This is a genomic window from Bacteroides fragilis NCTC 9343 (genome assembly GCF_000025985.1).
GTDB lineage: Bacteria > Bacteroidota > Bacteroidia > Bacteroidales > Bacteroidaceae > Bacteroides > Bacteroides fragilis.
The window spans coordinates 3,004,111-3,023,692 of record NC_003228.3 but is presented as its reverse complement, the minus strand read 5'-3'; the positions used below and the strand labels follow the sequence as shown (position 1 = coordinate 3,023,692).

At 39.3% G+C, this 19,582-nt stretch carries 19 protein-coding genes; 17 read left to right on the top strand and 2 right to left on the bottom strand.

Features of this window, described 5'->3' with window-relative positions; genetic code table 11:
* Nucleotides 1-6: 6 nt before the first annotated feature.
* The 10 genes from BF9343_RS12405 (at nucleotide 7) to BF9343_RS12360 (ending at nucleotide 10,904) form a co-directional block, all read left to right on the top strand.
* Nucleotides 7-735, top strand: a complete 729-nt coding sequence (locus BF9343_RS12405) for a glycosyltransferase family 2 protein (RefSeq protein WP_010993073.1) — start codon at nucleotides 7-9, stop codon at nucleotides 733-735.
* Entirely contained in the window at nucleotides 725-1,996 is a 1,272-nt protein-coding gene (locus BF9343_RS12400) for an O-antigen polymerase (RefSeq protein WP_041926233.1), read from the top strand. The genes BF9343_RS12405 and BF9343_RS12400 overlap by 11 nt, the downstream gene beginning before the upstream one ends.
* Nucleotides 1,989-3,086 (top strand): glycosyltransferase family 4 protein, encoded by a 1,098-nt coding sequence (locus BF9343_RS12395; RefSeq protein WP_010993071.1) that lies wholly within the window; start codon nucleotides 1,989-1,991, stop codon nucleotides 3,084-3,086. The genes BF9343_RS12400 and BF9343_RS12395 overlap by 8 nt, the downstream gene beginning before the upstream one ends.
* Nucleotides 3,083-4,225 (top strand): glycosyltransferase, encoded by a 1,143-nt coding sequence (locus BF9343_RS12390; protein WP_010993070.1) that lies wholly within the window; start codon nucleotides 3,083-3,085, stop codon nucleotides 4,223-4,225. Before BF9343_RS12395 ends, BF9343_RS12390 begins: the two co-directional genes overlap by 4 nt.
* Nucleotides 4,197-5,228, top strand: coding sequence for a glycosyltransferase (locus BF9343_RS12385; RefSeq protein WP_010993069.1), 1,032 nt, complete (start codon nucleotides 4,197-4,199; stop codon nucleotides 5,226-5,228). Before BF9343_RS12390 ends, BF9343_RS12385 begins: the two co-directional genes overlap by 29 nt.
* Before the next feature lie 18 nt (nucleotides 5,229-5,246).
* Nucleotides 5,247-6,143 carry an NAD-dependent epimerase/dehydratase family protein gene (locus BF9343_RS12380; RefSeq protein ID WP_010993068.1) on the top strand — a complete coding sequence of 299 codons (897 nt, stop codon included), beginning with the start codon at nucleotides 5,247-5,249 and terminating at the stop codon, nucleotides 6,141-6,143.
* A gap of 117 nt (nucleotides 6,144-6,260) precedes the next feature.
* Nucleotides 6,261-7,214 carry an MraY family glycosyltransferase gene (locus BF9343_RS12375; RefSeq protein ID WP_010993067.1) on the top strand — a complete coding sequence of 318 codons (954 nt, stop codon included), beginning with the start codon at nucleotides 6,261-6,263 and terminating at the stop codon, nucleotides 7,212-7,214.
* A 149-nt stretch (nucleotides 7,215-7,363) separates the two neighbouring features.
* Nucleotides 7,364-9,826, top strand: coding sequence for a phenylalanine--tRNA ligase subunit beta (gene pheT / locus BF9343_RS12370; RefSeq protein WP_005788108.1), 2,463 nt, complete (start codon nucleotides 7,364-7,366; stop codon nucleotides 9,824-9,826).
* Between the two features lie 95 nt (nucleotides 9,827-9,921).
* Complete coding sequence (locus BF9343_RS12365; RefSeq protein ID WP_008768977.1) at nucleotides 9,922-10,659, top strand: YebC/PmpR family DNA-binding transcriptional regulator; 738 nt, start codon at nucleotides 9,922-9,924, stop codon at nucleotides 10,657-10,659.
* Nucleotides 10,659-10,904 (top strand): TIGR03905 family TSCPD domain-containing protein, encoded by a 246-nt coding sequence (locus BF9343_RS12360; RefSeq protein WP_005788104.1) that lies wholly within the window; start codon nucleotides 10,659-10,661, stop codon nucleotides 10,902-10,904. Before BF9343_RS12365 ends, BF9343_RS12360 begins: the two co-directional genes overlap by 1 nt.
* Nucleotides 10,905-11,053: 149 nt before the next feature.
* On the opposite strand, the gene BF9343_RS12355 is transcribed toward BF9343_RS12360, so the two are convergent.
* Nucleotides 11,054-11,446 (bottom strand): hypothetical protein, encoded by a 393-nt coding sequence (locus BF9343_RS12355; RefSeq protein ID WP_005788103.1) that lies wholly within the window; start codon nucleotides 11,444-11,446, stop codon nucleotides 11,054-11,056.
* 142 nt (nucleotides 11,447-11,588) lie between these two features.
* Between BF9343_RS12355 and BF9343_RS12350 the strand changes: the two genes are divergently transcribed.
* Nucleotides 11,589-12,842: an Nramp family divalent metal transporter gene (locus BF9343_RS12350; RefSeq protein WP_005788100.1), complete on the top strand. Its 1,254-nt coding sequence runs from the start codon at nucleotides 11,589-11,591 to the stop codon at nucleotides 12,840-12,842.
* Nucleotides 12,843-12,852: 10 nt separating this feature from the next.
* Entirely contained in the window at nucleotides 12,853-13,614 is a 762-nt protein-coding gene (locus tag BF9343_RS12345) for an exodeoxyribonuclease III (RefSeq protein WP_005788098.1), read from the top strand.
* Between the two features lies 1 nt (nucleotide 13,615).
* Here the strand turns inward: BF9343_RS12345 and BF9343_RS12340 are convergent, their stop codons facing one another.
* Entirely contained in the window at nucleotides 13,616-14,026 is a 411-nt protein-coding gene (locus BF9343_RS12340; RefSeq protein ID WP_005793477.1) for a secondary thiamine-phosphate synthase enzyme YjbQ, read from the bottom strand.
* Between the two features lie 69 nt (nucleotides 14,027-14,095).
* Here BF9343_RS12340 and BF9343_RS12335 point away from each other — a divergent pair, with 69 nt between their 5' ends.
* From BF9343_RS12335 to nhaA, 5 genes are all read left to right on the top strand, one after another.
* On the top strand, nucleotides 14,096-14,560 hold the full coding sequence (locus tag BF9343_RS12335; protein ID WP_005793479.1) for a C-GCAxxG-C-C family protein: 465 nt from the start codon (nucleotides 14,096-14,098) through the stop codon (nucleotides 14,558-14,560).
* Between the two features lie 146 nt (nucleotides 14,561-14,706).
* Nucleotides 14,707-14,907, top strand: coding sequence for a winged helix-turn-helix domain-containing protein (locus BF9343_RS12330; protein ID WP_005788091.1), 201 nt, complete (start codon nucleotides 14,707-14,709; stop codon nucleotides 14,905-14,907).
* A 125-nt stretch (nucleotides 14,908-15,032) separates the two neighbouring features.
* Nucleotides 15,033-16,814 carry a translation elongation factor 4 gene (gene lepA, locus BF9343_RS12325; protein WP_005788089.1) on the top strand — a complete coding sequence of 594 codons (1,782 nt, stop codon included), beginning with the start codon at nucleotides 15,033-15,035 and terminating at the stop codon, nucleotides 16,812-16,814.
* 145 nt (nucleotides 16,815-16,959) lie between these two features.
* Entirely contained in the window at nucleotides 16,960-18,138 is a 1,179-nt protein-coding gene (locus tag BF9343_RS12320; RefSeq protein WP_005788087.1) for a cation:proton antiporter, read from the top strand.
* Between the two features lie 44 nt (nucleotides 18,139-18,182).
* The gene (gene nhaA, locus BF9343_RS12315; RefSeq protein ID WP_010993066.1) at nucleotides 18,183-19,496 is read left to right on the top strand and encodes a Na+/H+ antiporter NhaA; all 1,314 of its coding nucleotides are present in this window, start codon (nucleotides 18,183-18,185) and stop codon (nucleotides 19,494-19,496) included.
* Nucleotides 19,497-19,582 lie beyond the last annotated feature (86 nt).

Below are 19,582 nucleotides of genomic sequence, written 5' to 3'. Positions count from 1 at the left end.
AAACGTATGAAAAAACAGTATCCCCTTATTTCTGTCATAACAGTATCTTACAATGCTGTATCTACAATTGAAGATACTATTCTCAGTGTAATAAATCAGACATACACTAATATAGAATATATAATAATAGATGGTGGAAGTGCTGATGGAACTGTTGGTATTATAGAAAAATATGTTGATAGAATTTCATATTGGGTTAGCGAACCCGATAAAGGTATTTATGATGCTATGAATAAAGGGCTAAAAGTAGCAAATGGTGATTGGGCTATTTTTATGGGGAGTGATGATGTTTTTTTTAATAACAAAGTTATTATGTTGGTTATTGAGAGGATACTTATTCCTGATAACATTTATTATGGGAATGTAATACTTAAGACGTCTCATAAATTATACCCTACTAGTATAAAGTCTGCATATCAACTGTGCTTAAACAATTTTTGTCACCAAGCTATATTTTATCCACGTACAATTTATAAATACTATTTTTATGATGTGAAATACAAATTGTGGGCTGATTATGTTTATAATTTGAATTTATATGCACTTGATTCTACTAAATTTAAATATTTAGATCTCATTATTTCAATATTCAATGATCAAGGCAGAGGTTCTCAATCTAAAGATTTATTGTTTATTCAAAATCGATTGGATTTGATTGAGACACTTTGGGGTAAGAAAATGAAGTATATAATGAAGTTTAGATACTTCTTGTCAAGATTAGTTCATGGATTTTAGAATCTATATTTCAGAAATATTAGAGCAGTGGTATTTGTATCTACCATTACTTATTTTATTTATAGTTTTATATTTGATTGTTTTTAGAAAAGCGATTTGGGGAATATTTGATCCTTTATTTGTTACTGTTGTCATGATGGGGGGAGCTGCTTTTGCTGTATTTAGTTTGTGGCTGAATCATTGGGCGGATACGAAATATTTAATTTCTTTTTGCTTTACTGAGATTTGTCTTATTATTGGTTTTTTTATATCAACTCGTTTCTTTACAAAACAAACATATTCTAACAAAATTAATGTTTTAAATGTAAATCAAGGATTTATTAGTATATTTTCTTTGATTGTTAATATAATGGCACTTGCTTTACAGTTTTTCATTTTTAGTCAATTAGGAATTGGACTTTTTAAGGAAGGAGTTAATCATGTTTCAATTTACGACGGGTTTGGATTTCTGAAAGCTTCTCAAGGTGGCTTTTCTACCGTTGCTTTTATCTCTTTCTTTTATAAAAAAAAGTTGGCTATTCTTAATCGTTTTGATTGTGTGGTTTTTTTTATATTGTTATTAGCTATTATATTATCTGGTTCAAAGTCAGGAATTTTAAGGCCAATATCAATTTTCTTTATTGTTGAATATTATTTTTATAGAAGAACAGGTAAGACTATTGCGCATGTTAAGTGGTATAATCTTGTGATTCTTTGTACTTTTCCTTTATTAGTAATTGTCATTTTAGACAATGTAGATATGTTCCAAGCAATTATATTATTTGGGGCACGTTTGATTGGGTCAGGAGATATTTTTGTAATGGGGTATAATGATGATGTTATTCGTCATATATCAGCTAATTCGTCTTTACAGTATATATTATATCCTGGTTGGGGCTCTATTTTAAAAACAATAGGTTTCTCAATTACTCCACCTGTTGTTATAGGCGTTGATATTTATGATTATTATTATAATGCTGCAGATGCTGGTCCAAATGCTCGTTTAAATTTTCTTACTTACTATTTTTGGGGGACATTAGGTGGAAGTTTTATTTGTTTTTTGATTGGTTATTATATAGGCTATTTTCGTTGTAAATATGGAAAATATAAGCATAATATGTTTGTGTTTTTTGTCTCTACAATTTTGTATATTAGCATATTATCGATTATATCTGATTTAAATATATTTCTTAATGATTTCTTTTGGACTTTCGCTGTTTTTGTTGTATTATACTTTATAGCTCAGATTGTCTACAAAGGGATAACATTGCCACATGAGTAAACATATTTGTTTTTTTATAGGCTCTATTTCTAATGGTGCCGGTACTGAGCGTATTACAATTTCCTTAGCTAATCTTTTTGTTAAAAGAGGGTATAGAGTTTCTGTCGTAAGTTTATGCCAATCAGACCCTCCTTTTTTTTCTGTGCATCGTGAAATCAATACCTATTGTATATTTACTAAGCCATGTGCTTTCACATTATACTTTTTTCAAATAGTTAGACGTTTATATCTTTATTTGAAGAAAGAGAGAGTGGATATATTAATTAATGTAGATGTTATCTTGGCTATATTTAGTATTCCACTAAAGCTTTTTTTATCGAGTATAAAGATCATTTCATGGGAACATTTTAATTATAAGTCAAATTTGGGAATTTCACGGCGTGATTGGGGACGTAAACTATCGCAAAAATATGCAAATGCTATCGTTACACTAACTAAGCAAGATCGCTCTTTTTATTTGGAAAAAAGGTATAATCGAGCAATAGTATATGCTATACCTAATTTTCTTGATTCGTTTCCCAGTAGATATGCTAATATGAATAGTAAGTTAGTGTTAGCTGTGGGAAGATATACTTACCAAAAAGGGTTTGATATTTTAATAGAAATATGGAATGAAGTTAAAACATATCCTATTGCAAAAGATTGGAAACTAAGAATTGTTGGTAATGGGGAAGATAGAGAAAAATTGATAGCACAAGCAAAGAGTCTGGATTTATTATCTTCTATAGAGTTTTGCACTGCTCAAAAAGACATATCTAATTATTATATAACTTCTTCTATTTATGTGATGACTTCACGTTATGAGGGACTTCCTATGGTTCTTTTGGAAGCTCTTTCTTATGGATTACCAATTGTGAGTTATGATTGTTTGACAGGACCTCGAGAAATTGTAAGCGATAATATTAATGGTTACATAATTCCAGTAGACCAAAAAGATTTTTTTATAAAGAAATTGATACGGTTATTTGAAAGTAAAGACGATAGGCTTGATATGCAAAAAAAAGCCATTGAACTTTCTTATCAATATTCAATAGATGGAGCTTTTAATCTTTGGCAAGAGTTATTTTCTACATTACTTAATTCTAAATGAATATATTGTATATAATTACAGGTCTTGGTATTGGAGGTGCAGAAAAAGTAACGGTTGATCTTGCTAATTTAATGCAAGATAAGGGTAATAATGTTGCTATACTTTATCTATATGGTGATAATCAATATACATCCCTTATATACAAATCTATATTTGTAAAGGGACTGTCTATGTCTAAAACACCAAAGAGCTTTTATTTGTCATTGATAAAAGCAAGGGAGATTTTGAAAAAGTTTCGGCCAGATGTTGTTCATGCACAAATGTTTCATGCTAATATTTTTGCTCGTTTTCTCCGTTTTTTTTATAAAATACCTCTTTTAATATGTACCGAACATAGTAAAAATATTGAGAGTAAGATAAGAATGAGACTTTATCAGATAACAGATTTTTTGTCTGATGTAAATACCAATGTATCAAGAGAAGCAACAGAATATTTTATTTCTCATCATGCCTTTTCTGATTTAAAATCATTTCCAATGTATAATGGAATATATTTGGAAAAATTTGAGAAAAGTAATGAGAGTAAACTTGTTTTGAAAAATAAAATTGGATTAGAAAATAATGAATTTGTTTTTTTAAATGTTGGAAGATTAGTACAGGCTAAAGATCAAACTTCATTGTTGTTGGCTTTTTCTGATTTTTTAAAAACATATAAATTGAATGCCAAATTGGTAATTGTTGGAGAGGGACCATTGAGAGATAACTTATGTAATTATATTAATAACTTGGATATTCGGGAAAATGTTATTCTTGCCGGATTTCATTCGAATGTTTCTGAATATTATAATGCGGCAGATTGCTTTGTACTATCCTCTCTTTGGGAAGGATTTGGTATAGTTCTAGCAGAAGCTATGAGTTGTGGACTTCCTGTTATAACTACTGATGCTGGAGGCTGCAGGGAAGTAGTAGAAGATTCTCGCTTTGTAATTTCTTTGCAAAATCCTCAAGAAATAACTTTAAAAATGAAAGAAATTTTTGATATGTCTTTGGAAGAAAGAGATATGTTGGGAAATATGAATAGTATACGGGCTAAGAAATTTGATATTAATATTATTGGAGAAAAATGGACTCAAATATATTCTCTTTTTTCTTCTGATAAAAAAAGTAGAAATGAAAATTTTACAAATTATAACTCTTAGTGAATTAGGAGGTGCACAAGCTGTAGTTATTAATTTAGCAAATGTTTTATGTAGAAATCATGAAATAATTGTTGCTGCTGGCGATAAAAATGGAAAAATGTGGGATTTGCTTAATCCAGAAATAAAGCAAGAACCCATCAAAACTTTAAGGCGGGAGCTTTCTTTTATCTATGATTTGATGACTTTATTTTCTTTATTAAAATTATATTTTAAATATAAGCCGGATATTATTCATTTACATTCTTCTAAAATAGGAATTTTGGGGAGAATTATTTTCCCAAAATCAAAAACTGTTTATACTGTTCATGGATTTGATTCTATACGTATAGCTTATCGAAAATATTTGTATCTTGAAAAATTGTTGAAATACAAGTGTAAGGCAATAGTCACTGTAAGCGAATATGATAGAAGAAATATGTATAAAGAAGGTCTAAAATTAAATGTGCATCTTATTCGTAATGGTATAGAGGTAAATATGAGTAAGCTTATCTTTGAAAATTTACCTTTTTCTTCATTCAAGAAAAAGGTATTGTGTATAGCACGTGTTGCTAAACCTAAGCGATTGGATATATTTATTGAAACTGCAAAACTATTACCTCAATATGCCTTTATATGGATTGGTAATACTAATGAGATTGAATCTCCATTACCTAATATCTTTTTTATGGGGAATATTCCATATGCAGGAATATATAATCAGCTAGTGGATATATTTATGCTTTCTTCTGATTTCGAAGGTCTTCCTATTGTAATTTTAGAAGCAATGGCTTATGGAAAGCCAATTGTAGCGTCAAAAGTTGGGGGGATAAATGAAATAGTAATTGACGGTAAAAATGGTTATGTTGTGAATAATATTCCTGATATTTTTGCTGATAAAATTAAATATATATTAGACGATTCAGATAGATGCCATGATTTTGGAACTTATTCACGGAAATTTTTCAATGAAAATTTAACTGTTAATAAGATGGTAAATAAATATGTAGATATTTATATGTCGTAAGTGTTATATAACATTTTTATGAAATTACTTTTTACTGGTGCTTCTGGCTTTTTAGGCAGCAATCTTTATTCTCTACTGAAAGATAAATATCAAATTAGGACTGTAGGGCTGACTTCTCGGGATAATTATACTATAAATTTAGTGTCGGATGTTCCTAAACTGAATATCAAGTACGATGTTGTGCTGCATGCTGCAGGTAAAGCGCATTCTATTCCTAAAACAGAAGAAGAGAAACAACTTTTTTTTGATGTAAATCTTCAGGGTACCAAGAATTTATGTACTGCTTTAGAGAATAGTGGTATTCCTAAAGCTTTCATTTTTATTAGTACCGTTGCCGTTTATGGCTGTGATTCGGGTGAGAATATCACGGAAGAGCATTCTTTAAATGGAACTACTCCTTATGCTTTGAGTAAGATTAAGGCTGAGAAATACTTGGAAGGGTGGTGTGCTATGCATAATGTAAAGTTAAGTATACTTCGTCCTTCATTGATTGCCGGACCTAATCCTCCTGGAAATTTAGGAGCGATGATTCGTGGGATTAGAAATGGTAAGTACTTAAGTATTGCCGGGGGAAAAGCCCGGAAAAGTGTTCTGATGGTTCAGGATATTGCAAATCTTCTTCCTATGTTAATAGAAAAGGGTGGGATATATAATGTTTGTGACAGTTACCAGCCGAGTTTTCGTGAACTGGAGATGGTGATATGTAAGCAATTGAATAAAAAAAGACCAATATCTATTCCTTATTGGTTGGCTAAAAGCATGGCTGTCATTGGAGATTGCCTGGGTGAAAAAGCTCCGATCAATTCATTGAAACTTCGTAAAATCACAAGCTCTTTGACCTTTAGTAATGAAAAGGCTGTACGGGAACTCAAGTGGAAGCCCATGAATGTGCTGGAGACTTTTCTTATAGAATAGAAGAAAGTGCGGATGGAAACTTTTCTTTGGATTATGGGCATTTTGACCGGATTGGCAGCTTTAGTCTTTTTAGGGCTCCAGTTTTGGTTTCATTTAATAGACAAGAATGAATAACTTATGTATTATCTGATAATCTTAGTTCTGCTATTCCTGGCAGAATTTTTTTATTTCCGTATTGCTGATAAATGCAATATCATCGATAAACCGAACGAACGGAGTTCGCATACCCGGATCACGCTACGGGGTGGAGGTATTATTTTTTACTTGGGTGCATTGGCTTATTTTCTGACAAATCAGTTTGAGTATCCTTGGTTTATGCTGGCTCTGACTTTGATAACCTTTATTAGTTTTGTGGACGACATTCGCTCTACCTCTCAGGGATTGCGTTTAGTTTTTCATTTTACTGCAATGGCCTTGATGTTTTATCAATGGGGATTATTCAGTTTGCCTTGGTGGACTATCCTTATTGCCTTGATTGTATGTACAGGCATTATCAATGCTTATAACTTTATGGATGGGATTAATGGCATTACGGGAGGGTATTCTTGGGTTGTATTACTTGCTTTAGCTTTTATCAATGTGCAAATTGTCCGTTTTGTGGAGGAGGATCTGATATACACTATGCTTTGTGCTGTGTTGGTATTTAATTTTTTCAATTTTCGCAAGAAGGCCAAATGCTTTGCCGGGGATGTGGGATCGGTCAGTATTGCCTTTGTGATTCTTTTCCTGATAGGTAAACTAATAATTCGAACAGAGAATTTCAGTTGGATTGTTTTGCTTGTGGTTTATGGGGTAGATAGTGTGCTGACTATTATCCATCGGCTTATGCTACATGAAAATATTGGTTTGCCACATCGGAAACACTTATATCAGTTGATGGCAAATGAACTGGAGATCCCGCATGTGGTGGTTTCACTGATTTACATGACATCACAAGCCATAATTATTGTTGGTTATCTGTTAACTCCCGGTTGGGGCTATTGTTATTTATTGGGCACAATTGTTATATTAAGTATGGTGTATATCTTATTTATGAAGAAATATTTCCATTTGCATCCGGCTATGAAATGATATCACGATATCGACTCTGATAGAAAATGCCTCCCGGCCATCTTTTTTAAAGCTGACCGGGAGTTTTTTTATAACCATTCATTCCCCATCAACCAAAAAATCTTATTAACTTTGCGGGTCACTTTTGAAAACATAAAAAACTTAATGATATGAATATCTCTTATAATTGGCTGAAAGAGTATGTCAATTTCGATCTGACGCCCGATGAAGTGGCGGCTGCGCTGACTTCTATCGGACTGGAAACAGGTGGAGTAGAAGAAGTTCAAACGATTAAAGGCGGGTTGGAAGGTCTCGTGATTGGCGAGGTGCTGACTTGCGTGGAACATCCCAATTCAGACCATTTACACATCACAACCGTAAATTTGGGTAACGGCGAACCTACTCAGATTGTGTGCGGAGCTCCAAACGTAGCTGCCGGACAGAAAGTCGTTGTTGCCACTTTGGGCACGAAGCTCTATGATGGTGACGAATGTTTTACTATTAAGAAATCAAAGATTCGCGGCGTGGAGTCGATCGGTATGATATGTGCTGAAGATGAAATCGGGATCGGGACTTCACATGACGGTATCATCGTATTGCCGGAAGATGCCGTTCCGGGTACTCTTGCGAAAGATTATTATAATGTAAAGAGCGACTATGTACTTGAAGTAGATATTACTCCGAACCGTGCTGACGCTTGTTCACACTATGGGGTGGCACGCGACTTGTATGCTTATCTGGTACAGAATGGCAAACAGGCTGCACTGACCAGACCGTCTGTCGATGCTTTTGCTGTCGAAAATCATGATCTGGACATCAAGGTAACTGTAGAAAACAGTGAGGCATGTCCACGTTATGCAGGTGTTACTGTGAAAGGGGTTACTGTTAAAGAGAGTCCGGAATGGTTGCAAAATAAGCTTCGCATCATCGGTTTGCGTCCTATTAATAATGTAGTGGATATCACAAATTACATTGTGCATGCTTTCGGGCAACCGCTTCATTGCTTTGACGCAAACAAAATAAAAGGGGGCGAGGTGATTGTGAAAACAATGCCGGAAGGCACAACGTTTGTCACGCTGGATGGCGTTGAACGTAAGTTGAATGAACGCGATCTGATGATCTGTAACAAAGAAGACGCTATGTGTATTGCCGGTGTTTTCGGAGGTCTTGATTCCGGTTCTACAGAGGCCACAACGGATGTGTTTCTCGAAAGTGCATATTTCCATCCGACATGGGTGCGTAAGACGGCCCGTCGTCATGGCTTGAATACAGATGCTTCTTTCCGTTTTGAGAGAGGTATTGATCCTAATATCACGATCTACTGCCTGAAATTGGCGGCTATGATGGTAAAGGAACTTGCCGGAGGTACCATTTCTTCGGAGATTAAAGATGTCTGTGCTGCTCCTGCACAGGATTTTATTGTCGAGTTGACTTACGAGAAGGTACACAGCCTGATTGGTAAAGTGATTCCGGTAGAGACGATAAAGAGCATTGTTACCAGTCTTGAAATGAAAATTATGGACGAGACGGCCGAAGGGCTGACATTGGCCGTACCTCCATACCGTGTGGATGTACAGCGTGACTGCGACGTGATTGAAGATATCCTGCGTATTTACGGATATAATAATGTGGAAATTCCATCGACACTGAAGTCGAGCCTGACTACAAAAGGAGATTGTGACAAGTCGAATAAGTTGCAGAACCTGGTGGCTGAACAGTTGGTAGGTTGTGGTTTCAACGAGATTCTGAATAACTCTTTAACTCGTGCCGCTTATTACGATGGTTTGGAAAGCTATCCTTCCAAGAATCTGGTTATGTTGCTGAATCCGCTAAGTGCAGATTTGAATTGTATGCGACAGACACTGTTGTTCGGTGGATTGGAAAGCATTGCCCATAATGCTAACCGTAAGAACGCGGATTTGAAATTCTTTGAATTCGGTAACTGTTATCACTTTGACGCGGAGAAGAAGAATCCTGAAAAGGTTTTGGCTCCTTACTCAGAGGATTATCATTTGGGACTGTGGGTGACCGGTAAAATGGTATCAAATTCATGGGCACACGCAGATGAAAACACTTCTGTCTACGAATTGAAGGCTTATGTGGAGAATATTTTCAAACGTTTAGGATTGGATTTGCACTCTCTGGTAGTGGGCAACCTGAGTGATGATATTTATTCTACGGCCTTGACGGTAAATACTAAAGGTGGCAAGAGACTGGCTACATTCGGTGTCGTTACCAAGAAGATGCTGAAAGCTTTTGATGTTGATAATGAAGTCTATTACGCTGACTTAAACTGGAAAGAGCTGATGAAAGCGATTCGTTCAGTAAAAGTAAGCTATAAAGAGATTTCTAAGTTCCCGGCTGTGAAACGTGACTTGGCTCTGTTGTTGGATAAGAAGGTACAGTTTGCCGAGATTGAAAAGATCGCTTATGAAACAGAGAAGAAACTCTTGAAAGAGGTTTCTTTGTTTGATGTTTACGAAGGCAAGAATCTTGAAGCCGGAAAGAAATCTTATGCTGTCAGCTTCTTGCTTCAGGATGAAAGCCAGACTCTAAACGATAAGATGATTGATAAGATCATGTCGAAACTGGTGAAGAACCTGGAAGACAAACTGGGAGCCAAACTCAGATAAACATATAATATAGAAACAACAATTAAATAATTAATAAAACTCATGCCCGCTTCTTCTCTGAATTAGAAGCGGGGTGAGGCAAATATTTTAAACCAATGGGAAGAGCGTTCGAATATAGAAAAGCTACCAAGCTGAAAAGATGGGGCAACATGGCCCGTACATTTACGAGAATCGGTAAACAAATTGCTATCGCTGTAAAAGCCGGCGGTCCTGATCCCGAAAACAACCCGCATCTGCGTGCAGTTGTCGCTACTGCAAAACGTGAGAACATGCCGAAGGATAACGTGGAACGCGCTATCAAGAATGCCATGGGTAAAGACCAGAAGGACTATAAGGAAATGAATTATGAAGGTTATGGTCCTTTCGGTATTGCGGTATTTGTAGAAACGGCTACAGATAACACAACCCGTACTGTTGCCAATGTTCGTAGCGTTTTCAATAAGTTTGGCGGAACACTGGGTACTTCAGGCAGTCTTGATTTTATGTTCAGCTGGAAGTCAATGTTCACCATTACAAAGAAAGAAGGCGTGGATATGGACGATCTGATTCTGGAACTGATCGATTACGGGGTAGAGGAAGAGTATGATGAAGACGAAGATGAAATCACGCTTTACGGTGATCCGAAGTCGTTTGCCCAGATTCAGAAATATCTTGAAGAGAATGGCTTCGAGGTGAAAGGTGCTGAGTTTACCCGTATTCCGAATGACGAAAAAGATCTGACACCGGAACAACGTGCCACCATTGATAAGATGGTAGAACGCCTGGAAGAAGACGAGGATGTACAGAATGTGTACACTAACATGAAGCCTGCAGATAACGAAGGCGAAGAGTAATGAAATACGTTTATAAAACCCAGGGTACTTGCAGCACAAACATCGAATTGGAGGTGGAGAATAATATTGTGAAGGAAGTAGCTTTTTGGGGTGGATGTAACGGTAATCTGCAAGGAATTTCACGTCTGGTGACCGGAATGCCTGTGTCAGATGTCATTACGAAGCTTGAAGGGATCCGGTGTGGGGCTCGCTCTACTTCATGTCCCGACCAACTATGCCGTGCTTTGCACGAGATGGGTTTCTAAGAAAAATAAAGGCTGTATTTGATGTCAACGCAGACTCTGTTACGGAGTAACAAAGCTTCTGTAAACATCATTTAGAGGCTGTATATAAAAATAAGAGAGGCGGCAACTCAAAGTTGACCGCCTCTCTTATTTTTATATAAACCGATTTCTTATTTATACATATCGGGAGTAACTGTTACTTGAATCAGCTCTTCCTTTGTTTTGCCTGACAGATAGATGTATTTAATGGTCACATCCGATTCTCTGTACACTTTCATCTCTTCAGTGTTCTTTATTGTTTCCGGCAGGGTTTCTTCCAATGATTTCTTCAGTTGTTCTGACATGGTAGGATCGTCAGCCTGGCCGCTTAAGGTATAGAAATAGGTAAATGTATTGTCCTTACCTGAATAAGTGGTGCTGTCCATTCTTGTCATTTCATCGACAGTGATGGGGCATTGTTTGTTTACTTGTTCGGCAGCCAGTTCGAAAACTTTTTGTTTGGCCTGTTGGCAAGAAGCAAGCGTGAAAAGAACAGCGCATGCTCCGAGAATAATTTTTTTCATTTGCTTAATCTTTTTAATGTGTGAATATTGGGCAAAGATAGTTGTTAAAAGTGAACCGAACAAGGTTCTCGCTTGTTATTAATAACTATCTTTGTAGATAGATTTTATGAATTAGAAGAAAAACAAGAGACATGACATCCTTATGAAAAATATTTTTAAAGATTTAAAAAGTAAAGACCACAAACGCTATCTGGGAGGTTTGGACGTCTTCAGATATATTGGTCCCGGTTTATTGGTTACTGTAGGTTTTATTGATCCGGGCAATTGGGCTTCTAATTTTGCGGCAGGTTCAGAATTTGGTTACTCACTGTTATGGGTGGTTACGCTGTCCACCATCATGCTGATCATATTGCAACACAATGTTGCTCACTTGGGAATCGTGACAGGGCTTTGCCTTTCGGAGGCGGCAACGCAGTATACGCCCAAGTGGGTATCGCGTCCCATACTGGGGACGGCCGTACTTGCTTCCATCTCTACATCACTGGCCGAGATTCTGGGAGGGGCCATAGCACTGGAAATGTTGCTTGACATTCCTATTGTCTGGGGGGCCGTTTTGACTACCGTTTTTGTTTCCATCATGCTTTTTACAAATTCATATAAGAAAATAGAGCGCTCCATCATTGCTTTTGTGTCGGTGATCGGCTTGTCGTTCATCTATGAACTCTTTTTGGTGGATATTGACTGGCCTATGGCAGTAGAAGGGTGGGTGACGCCGGCTATACCTAAGGGGAGCATGCTCATTATTATGAGTGTGCTGGGTGCTGTGGTGATGCCTCACAATCTTTTCCTGCATTCGGAGGTGATTCAGAGCCACGAATACAATAAGCAGGATACAGCGTCCATAAAAAAAGTGTTGAAGTACGAATTGTTTGATACGCTCTTTTCAATGATTATAGGATGGGCCATCAACAGTGCCATGATTCTGTTGGCAGCCGCTACCTTCTTTAAAAGTGGCATTCAGGTTGAAGAGCTGCAGCAGGCGAAATCATTGCTCGAACCCCTGTTGGGAAGTAATGCGGCTATTGTTTTTGCTTTAGCCCTGCTTATGGCGGGTATCTCGTCTACGATTACCAGCGGGATGGCGGCCGGATCTATTTTCGCCGGTATCTTTGGCGAATCATACCACATTAAGGATAGCCACTCTCAGGTAGGGGTTATCCTGTCGTTAGGCATTGCGTTGCTGCTGATTTTTTTTATCGGCGATCCGTTTAAGGGTCTGATCATCTCTCAGATGGTGCTGAGTATCCAGTTGCCGTTTACGGTTTTTTTGCAGGTCGGTCTGACCTCTTCGCGTAAGGTGATGGGCGATTATGTCAATAGTAAATGGAGCACATTTGTGCTTTATACCATTGCCGTGATAGTGACAGTGTTGAATATAATGTTGTTGTTCTCGTAAAATATAAAAGATGAAAATTATAACTTATAATGTGAACGGACTTCGTGCCGCAGTAAACAAGGGGCTGCCCGAGTGGTTGGCCGAGGAAAATCCCGATGTGCTTTGTCTGCAGGAAACCAAACTGCAACCCGAACAATATCCGGCAGAGGCTTTTGAGGCACTTGGATATAAAGCATATCTCTATTCGGCACAGAAAAAAGGATATAGCGGAGTAGCCATCTTGACCAAAGTAGAGCCCGATCACATAGAATATGGCATGGGAATTGAAGAATATGATAACGAAGGGCGTTTTATTCGTGCGGATTTTGGTGATTTGTCTGTGGTGAGCGTTTACCATCCTTCGGGCACTAGCGGAGACGAACGCCAGGCTTTTAAGATGGTCTGGCTGGAAGCATTCCAGAAGTATGTGACGGAATTGCGTAAATCACGTCCCAATCTGATTCTTTGTGGGGATTATAACATTTGCCATGAACCGATCGATATTCACGATCCGGTTCGTAATGCTACCAACAGTGGTTTCTTGCCCGAAGAACGGGAATGGATGACCCGTTTCCTGTCGGCGGGCTTCATTGATTCTTTCCGTACGCTTTATCCTCAAAAGCAAGAGTATACTTGGTGGAGTTACCGTTTCAATTCGCGTGCCAAGAACAAAGGGTGGAGAATCGATTATTGTATGGTCAGCGAGCCGGTACGCTCTTTGCTGAAAGAAGCCGTTATTCTGAACAACGCCGTTCACTCCGATCATTGTCCGATGGCGTTGGAGATCGGCTGATTTACTCCAAAATGGTAATACTCAGTTTGCGTTTGTCGCCCCCGTCCCGGAATTCACACAAGTAGATCCCTTGCCAGGTTCCGAGGTTCAGACGGTGATTCCGGATGGGGATACTGACTGAGGTTCCGATTAGTGAAGCCTTAATGTGTGCGCTCATATCGTCCGGGCCTTCAAGGGTGTGGACGAAATAAGGGGCACCGTCAGGTACGAGTTTGTTGAAAAACGTATTGAAGTCATGACGCACGTCCGGATCGGCATTTTCGTTGATAGTGATGCCTGCTGAGGTATGCTTGATGAACACAACCAGCAGTCCGTTTTCCGGCAGGTCCGGAAGGAGAGAAAGGATGTCACGGGTGATCAGATGGAAGCCACGTGGATAGTGTGGCAATTGTATGTCAAAGGTTGTTGCCATAAAAATCATTGATTAGTTGCCGACAAAGATACTTTTTTAATATTTTTGCAAGAAATAAAAAAATATAAAATGACAAAGGAAGAAAGGATAAGCCGTGCTACTGAGCTTTTCAAGAGCGGCTATAATTGTTCGCAGTCTGTAGTAGCTGCATTTGCCGATATGTATGGATTTACTGAAGAGCAGGCGCTGCGTATGGCAGCTTCGTTTGGCGGAGGTATCGGGCGCATGCGTGAAACGTGTGGCGCTGCCTGTGGCATGTTTCTGCTTGCCGGACTGGAGAAAGGGGCAATTGACGGAGCCGATCGTGAGGGAAAGGCTGCCAATTATGCTTTGGTGCAAGAGCTTGCGGCCGAATTCAAGAAACGGAATGGTTCGTTGAATTGTGGCGAACTGCTTGGTTTAAAGAAGAAAGCACCGGTGTCGTCCGAGCCGGAAGCCCGGACAGAACAGTATTATGCCAAAAGACCTTGTTCGAAAATGGTAGAGGAGGCAGCCAGAATTTGGGCAGAATATCTCGAAAAAGAGAAGAAATAGTCTTCAAATTGATGTTTTCATTACAAAAAAGAGAAAAAAGTTACTAATAATCTGTTATATAACATAATTATAACTATATTTGCAGTCGAAATAAAATCTGAATTGTTCGGGTTTTAACTCATGTCTAACTAAAATTTCTAAAGCAAATGTTGAAAGAAAAAGCAGGTGAAATTGCAGGTAAAATCTGGAATGCACTGAATGGAACAGAAGGACTGACTGCCAAGCAGATTAAGAAAGCAACTAAATTGGTGGATAAAGATTTGTTCCTTGGCCTCGGATGGCTGTTGAGAGAAGATAAGATCTCTACTCAGGAAATCGAAGGTGAACTCTTCGTTACATTGAACTAAGGAGTGAATTACTTCCCCAATAAAAAAATGCGTTGATACATTATGATATGTTATCAGCGCATTTTTTTATGTTCTGGCATTTGTGTATATTTGCGCACCAAATTAAATTAAGATAATAGTATCAGATGGATAAAATCAGAAATTTTTGCATCATTGCTCATATTGACCATGGTAAATCAACATTGGCGGACCGTTTGTTGGAGTTCACTAATACCATTCAGGTGACAGAAGGGCAGATGCTTGATGATATGGACTTGGAAAAGGAGAGGGGGATTACGATTAAAAGTCATGCCATACAGATGGAGTACACTTATAAGGGGGAGAAGTATATTCTGAACCTGATCGATACTCCGGGGCATGTTGACTTTTCATACGAAGTATCCCGCTCGATAGCTGCCTGCGAAGGTGCGTTACTCATTGTGGATGCGTCGCAAGGAGTCCAGGCACAGACCATCTCGAATCTTTATATGGCTATTGAGCACGATCTTGAAATCATTCCGATCATTAACAAGTGCGACATGGCAAGTGCCATGCCCGAAGAGGTGGAAGACGAGATCGTAGAGCTGCTGGGATGTAAGCGGGATGAAATTATCCGTGCGTCCGGTAAGACCGGTATGGGTGTGGAAGAGATACTGGCAGCGGTCATCGAGCGTATACCTCATCCTCAAGGTGATGAAAGTGCGCCGTTGCAAGCTTTGATATTCGACTCCGTATTCAACTCATTCCGTGGAATCATCGCTTATTTTAAGATAACGAACGGAGTCATCCGTGCTGGTGATAAGGTTAAGTTCTTCAATACCGGGAAAGAGTATGTTGCAGACGAAATCGGAGTGTTGAAGATGGAAATGGTTCCACGCAAGGAACTCCGGACGGGAGATGTAGGCTATATCATTTCGGGAATTAAGACTTCGAAAGAGGTGAAAGTGGGAGATACGATCACTCACGTAGCCCGCCCTTGCGATAAAGCGATTGCGGGATTCGAAGAGGTGAAGCCGATGGTGTTTGCCGGAGTTTATCCCATCGAAGCCGAAGAATTTGAAGATCTGCGAGCTTCACTTGAGAAGTTGCAGCTGAATGATGCCTCACTGACGTTCCAACCGGAATCATCGTTGGCCTTAGGCTTCGGTTTCCGTTGTGGCTTCCTGGGATTGCTTCACATGGAAATTGTACAGGAGCGTCTGGATCGTGAGTTCGATATGAATGTCATCACCACAGTTCCTAACGTATCTTATCATATTTACGACAAACAAGGTAATATGACGGAGGTGCATAACCCCGGCGGTATGCCCGATCCGACTATGATCGACCATATAGAAGAGCCTTATATCAAAGCTTCTATTATTACAACGACCGATTATATCGGACCTATCATGACGCTTTGTCTCGGTAAGCGGGGCGAATTGTTGAAGCAGGAATATATCTCGGGAAACCGCGTCGAGTTGTTCTACAATATGCCGTTGGGTGAAATTGTGATCGACTTCTACGACAGACTGAAGAGTATTTCGAAAGGTTATGCTTCGTTCGATTATCATCCGGATGGTTTCCGTCCGTCCAAATTGGTGAAACTGGATATTTTGTTAAACGGTGAATCGGTTGATGCGCTTTCTACCCTGACTCACTTCGATAATGCTTATGATATGGGGCGTCGGATGTGTGAGAAGTTGAAAGAACTCATTCCGAGACAACAGTTTGAAATAGCTATTCAGGCCGCTATCGGTGCTAAGATTATAGCTCGTGAAACGATCAAAGCGGTGCGTAAAGACGTTACGGCAAAATGTTACGGAGGTGATATCAGCCGTAAACGTAAGCTGCTTGAGAAGCAGAAAAAAGGAAAAAAACGTATGAAGCAGATCGGTAATGTGGAAGTGCCGCAGAAGGCATTCCTTGCCGTGCTTAAACTGGATTAGGAAATAAAGGCTGCAACGTAATAAAAAAACAGGAATCTTTCTGAACAAATTTTGTTGCAGCCAGTTTCTAATATACCAGGCAATTGTCATCTGTCCGCAGAGCTTTCCCTGGCAATTGCCTTTAAAACAACGATAAACAATAAAAATGAGAAAAGTTCTGTCTTTTTCGGCCTTTTTGATTATTGGCCTTTTGCTATCACAATACTTGCCGTTATTGGCAGGTGAAGGATATGCTACCGTAAAAATTGTATCTAACATTCTTCTTTACATCTGCCTGAGTTTTATTATGATTAACGTAGGGCGTGAGTTTGAAGTTGATAAGACCCGTTGGCGAAGTTATGCCGGAGACTACTTCATTGCGATGGCTACTGCCGCCATGCCTTGGTTCCTGATTGCTATCTATTATGTATTTGTGCTTTTGCCGCCAGAATTCTGGAACAGTTGGGAGGCTTGGAAAGAGAATCTGCTGTTAAGCCGTTTCGCAGCTCCTACATCGGCCGGTATTCTTTTCACGATGCTCGCCGCCATCGGACTTAAATCAAGTTGGATTTATAAAAAGATTCAGGTCCTGGCAATTTTTGATGACCTCGATACCATTTTGTTAATGATTCCCCTGCAGATAATGATGATTGGTTTGCGCTGGCAGCTGATCGTGGTTGTCTTTATTGTCTTCTTATTGCTTTCATTGGGTTGGAAACAGTTGGGAAGGTATAACTGGCGTCAGGACTGGAAAGCGATAATGGGCTATTCGGTGCTTGTATTTGTTGCTACCCAAGCCGTTTACTATTTTAGCAAGCAGCTCTATGGCGAAGAGGGGAGTATTCACATCGAGGTGTTGTTGCCGGCTTTTGTGCTGGGTATGATCATGAAACACAAAGAAATAGATACTCCTGTCGAGCATAAAGTTTCAACAGGGGTTTCGTTCCTGTTTATGTTCTTGGTAGGTATGAGCATGCCGCATTTCATTGGGGTGAACTTTGCCGAGACACATGCCGGAACCCATTCGGTGACAGGTTCGCAGGAAATGATGTCGTGGGGAATGATAGCACTTCACGTATTGATTGTTTCACTGCTTTCAAATATCGGTAAGCTGTTTCCTGTGTTCTTTTACCGGGATAGGAAGTTCAGCGAACGCCTGGCGCTTTCTATCGGTATGTTTACCCGTGGTGAAGTAGGAGCCGGAGTCATCTTTATTGCCCTCGGATACAATTTGGGTGGTCCTGCATTGGTTATTTCAGTGCTGACCATTGTATTGAATTTGATTCTGACCGGTATCTTTGTACTATGGGTGAAGAAGTTGGCATTGCGAAGCTATACAACTTAGCCGTGTCATAGAATTGCTTAAATCTAATATTATATATACCTATTATGACAGTTTTACGTTCGATGAAGGATTTCTCGTCGATGAATATTACGGCGAGTATTCTATTGTTTGTCACAGCGATTGCCGCTGCGGTAATCGCTAACTCTCCGGCAGCATCGGTGTATCAGGAGTTTTTGTCGCATGAACTTCATTTTCGCATCGGAGGCTTTAATTTACTTTCGCATGCGGGACACAATCTGACGATGATTGAGTTCATTAATGACGGTCTGATGACGATTTTCTTCTTAATGGTCGGACTGGAGATTAAGCGAGAGTTACTGGTAGGCGAGCTTTCCTCGTTCCGTAAAGCTGCACTGCCATTCATTGCCGCATGTGGCGGAATGGTAGTGCCTGTTGTCATCTATTCCATGGTTTGTGCTCCGGGCACTGAAGGCGGGCAAGGACTGGCTATCCCTATGGCAACCGATATTGCCTTTTCTTTGGGAGTGCTCAGCCTGTTGGGCAAGCGTGTTCCGTTGAGTCTGAAAATCTTCCTTACAGCGTTTGCGGTAGTCGATGATATAGGCGGTATATTGGTGATTGCCATTTTCTACAGTTCACACGTGGCTTATGAATATTTGTTATGGGCGGCGCTGCTTTACGTTCTGTTATATTTTATAGGTAAGAAGGGAGCTACCAATAAGATTTTCTTTTTAGTTGTCGGTGTGGTTATCTGGTATCTTTTCCTGCAATCGGGTATCCATAGTACGATTTCCGGTGTTATTCTGGCCTTTGTCATTCCGGCCAAACCACAGTTGAACGTCGGTACATATATTGAGCGTATCCGACGCATTATCAGTACATTCCCCGAAATGGGAGCAAACAACATCGTACTGACCAATCAACAGATAGCCAAGCTGAAAGAGGTTGAGTCGGCTTCCGACCGTGTCATCAGTCCCCTTCAGTCGCTTGAGGATAACCTGCATGGTGCAGTGAATTATCTTGTCCTTCCGTTGTTCGCTTTTGTCAATGCAGGTGTTATGTTTAGTGGCGAAGGTGAAGTTATTGGCGGGGTTACCCTTGCGGTTGCTTTGGGATTATTGGCAGGCAAATTTCTGGGGATTTATTCTTTTACCTGGCTGGCTGTCAAAAGCGGTCTTACTCCGATGCCTTTGGGGATGAACTGGAAGAATATATCCGGAGTGGCGTTACTGGGTGGAATAGGCTTTACGGTATCGCTTTTCATCGCCAATCTTTCGTTCGGCTCCGCCCATCCTGTATTATTGAACCAGGCCAAACTCGGTGTTTTATCCGGTACGGTAATGGCGGGTATCTTGGGATACCTGGTTTTGCATTGGGTCTTGCCCAAAAGAAGATAACTTTCACCTGTAATAAGGTCCGTTTTCTAATCTCCTGCTAAAATTAGGTAAATAATTTATGCTGTTAGTTGAATAACTAATAGTGT

Bases quoted from the DNA above. Each gene is read 5' to 3' on its own strand.
- BF9343_RS12405 (WP_010993073.1), top strand. From the start codon at position 7: ATGAAAAAACAGTATCCCCTTATTTCTGTCATAACAGTATCTTACAAT.
- BF9343_RS12400 (WP_041926233.1), top strand. From the start codon at position 725: ATGGATTTTAGAATCTATATTTCAGAAATATTAGAGCAGTGGTATTTG.
- BF9343_RS12395 (WP_010993071.1), top strand. From the start codon at position 1,989: ATGAGTAAACATATTTGTTTTTTTATAGGCTCTATTTCTAATGGTGCC.
- BF9343_RS12390 (WP_010993070.1), top strand. From the start codon at position 3,083: ATGAATATATTGTATATAATTACAGGTCTTGGTATTGGAGGTGCAGAA.
- BF9343_RS12385 (WP_010993069.1), top strand. From the start codon at position 4,197: ATGAAAATTTTACAAATTATAACTCTTAGTGAATTAGGAGGTGCACAA.
- BF9343_RS12380 (WP_010993068.1), top strand. From the start codon at position 5,247: ATGAAATTACTTTTTACTGGTGCTTCTGGCTTTTTAGGCAGCAATCTT.
- BF9343_RS12375 (WP_010993067.1), top strand. From the start codon at position 6,261: ATGTATTATCTGATAATCTTAGTTCTGCTATTCCTGGCAGAATTTTTT.
- pheT (WP_005788108.1), top strand. From the start codon at position 7,364: ATGAATATCTCTTATAATTGGCTGAAAGAGTATGTCAATTTCGATCTG.
- BF9343_RS12365 (WP_008768977.1), top strand. From the start codon at position 9,922: ATGGGAAGAGCGTTCGAATATAGAAAAGCTACCAAGCTGAAAAGATGG.
- BF9343_RS12360 (WP_005788104.1), top strand. From the start codon at position 10,659: ATGAAATACGTTTATAAAACCCAGGGTACTTGCAGCACAAACATCGAA.
- BF9343_RS12355 (WP_005788103.1), bottom strand. From the start codon at position 11,446: ATGAAAAAAATTATTCTCGGAGCATGCGCTGTTCTTTTCACGCTTGCT.
- BF9343_RS12350 (WP_005788100.1), top strand. From the start codon at position 11,589: ATGAAAAATATTTTTAAAGATTTAAAAAGTAAAGACCACAAACGCTAT.
- BF9343_RS12345 (WP_005788098.1), top strand. From the start codon at position 12,853: ATGAAAATTATAACTTATAATGTGAACGGACTTCGTGCCGCAGTAAAC.
- BF9343_RS12340 (WP_005793477.1), bottom strand. From the start codon at position 14,026: ATGGCAACAACCTTTGACATACAATTGCCACACTATCCACGTGGCTTC.
- BF9343_RS12335 (WP_005793479.1), top strand. From the start codon at position 14,096: ATGACAAAGGAAGAAAGGATAAGCCGTGCTACTGAGCTTTTCAAGAGC.
- BF9343_RS12330 (WP_005788091.1), top strand. From the start codon at position 14,707: ATGTTGAAAGAAAAAGCAGGTGAAATTGCAGGTAAAATCTGGAATGCA.
- lepA (WP_005788089.1), top strand. From the start codon at position 15,033: ATGGATAAAATCAGAAATTTTTGCATCATTGCTCATATTGACCATGGT.
- BF9343_RS12320 (WP_005788087.1), top strand. From the start codon at position 16,960: ATGAGAAAAGTTCTGTCTTTTTCGGCCTTTTTGATTATTGGCCTTTTG.
- nhaA (WP_010993066.1), top strand. From the start codon at position 18,183: ATGACAGTTTTACGTTCGATGAAGGATTTCTCGTCGATGAATATTACG.